This is a genomic window from Pseudonocardia sp. EV170527-09 (assembly GCF_008369905.1).
In the GTDB taxonomy this organism is placed as follows: Bacteria; Actinomycetota; Actinomycetes; order Mycobacteriales; family Pseudonocardiaceae; genus Pseudonocardia.
This window is the reverse complement of the sequence record NZ_VRMC01000254.1, coordinates 1-1,077: the sequence shown is the minus strand read 5'-3', so window position 1 is coordinate 1,077 and position 1,077 is coordinate 1. Positions and strand designations below refer to the sequence as shown.

Here is a 1,077-nt window from a genome sequence, read left to right as displayed (position 1 = left end):
GTCACCCGCAGCCTCGACCCGACCGGACGAGGCCACACCCGATGGATGATGCGCTGGAAGCCAGTCCTCAACGCCTTCGCCATCACTTTCGGTGACCGCTGGCCGGGCGCCGAGCACTACTGACAACATCGCCGGAACCACCGTTCTCGTTACAGACCCGACCTCTCCGAGGCCGAAGCGCGGTTCCTGCACGAGAACCGCACCCATGACTCCGGCTACGCCGCGATGCGTCTGGTGAACTGGTTGGTGGCCGCCTTCGCCGGCGTGGGTCCGGCGTGCACGGTCGAGGAGCGCAACGGACTCGTCCGCGCTCTGGCCGATGGTGCCGGAGTGGCAGGGGCTCCGGAGGCGGTATCGCGGCTTGTCGACCGTCTCGCGCCCGCTGCGGCCGTCATGAACGGCTTCTACTACGAGTTGTTCACCGGGAGCCGTGCCGCCCGCTACCCCGCTAGTCGAGTAGCCGAGGCCCTCGCCGCGCGGCCGTGAGCGTGGGTCCTGGGACGGAGAGACATCCGTTGAGGTCAGGCTTGGAAGCGGTGGGGCCCGGAATCGTCTCAGGTGCGGGGCGAGTGCACGCTGTCGGCGGCGACGGTGAGGATGATGCGGTGCTGTGCGCCGGTGCCGCCGCCGAATCCTGGGTAGGGACGGCCGAGGTACTTGTGGGCCAGGTGGTCGATGTGCTCGGTCCCTCCGTCGGTGGTGGCCGAGGTGACGCGTCCGCGAACCGCCCACGAGCGTGCGAGGGAGGTCGGGTCGGCGATGCCGACCGCAACACGGGGGTCTCGGTCGATGTTGCGCATCTTCTGGTGCGTGGTGACGGTGTTGATCACGATGTTGACGCCGTCGGTGTCGACCCAGGTCTGGCTGATCTGCGGTGAGCCGTCGGGCATCAGGGTGGTCAGGAAGCAGATCGCCGGCGCACGCAGCACCTCGATCAGACCGGCCGGTAACGCGGCTGTCGGCAGAGCAGATGCCGAGTCGGGCGTGGTGCTCATGTGGTGTCCCTAAGGTCGTGGGTGTTCGGGGTTGGTGCCCCGGATGCCCGGGACGACGGGGTGTGGCTGATGAGGTGTTGTC

Annotated in this window: 2 protein-coding genes; one reads left to right on the top strand and one right to left on the bottom strand. The window is 68.2% G+C overall.

The features are described from left to right. Positions 1-234 precede the first annotated feature (234 nt). Positions 235-486 carry a hypothetical protein gene (locus FVA95_RS28910; protein WP_161992529.1) on the top strand — a complete coding sequence of 84 codons (252 nt, stop codon included), beginning with the start codon at positions 235-237 and terminating at the stop codon, positions 484-486. Between the two features lie 68 nt (positions 487-554). Here the strand turns inward: FVA95_RS28910 and FVA95_RS28905 are convergent, their stop codons facing one another. Beyond that, on the bottom strand, positions 555-995 hold the full coding sequence (locus FVA95_RS28905) for a TIGR03618 family F420-dependent PPOX class oxidoreductase (protein ID WP_149666913.1): 441 nt from the start codon (positions 993-995) through the stop codon (positions 555-557). Positions 996-1,077: the final 82 nt, after the last annotated feature.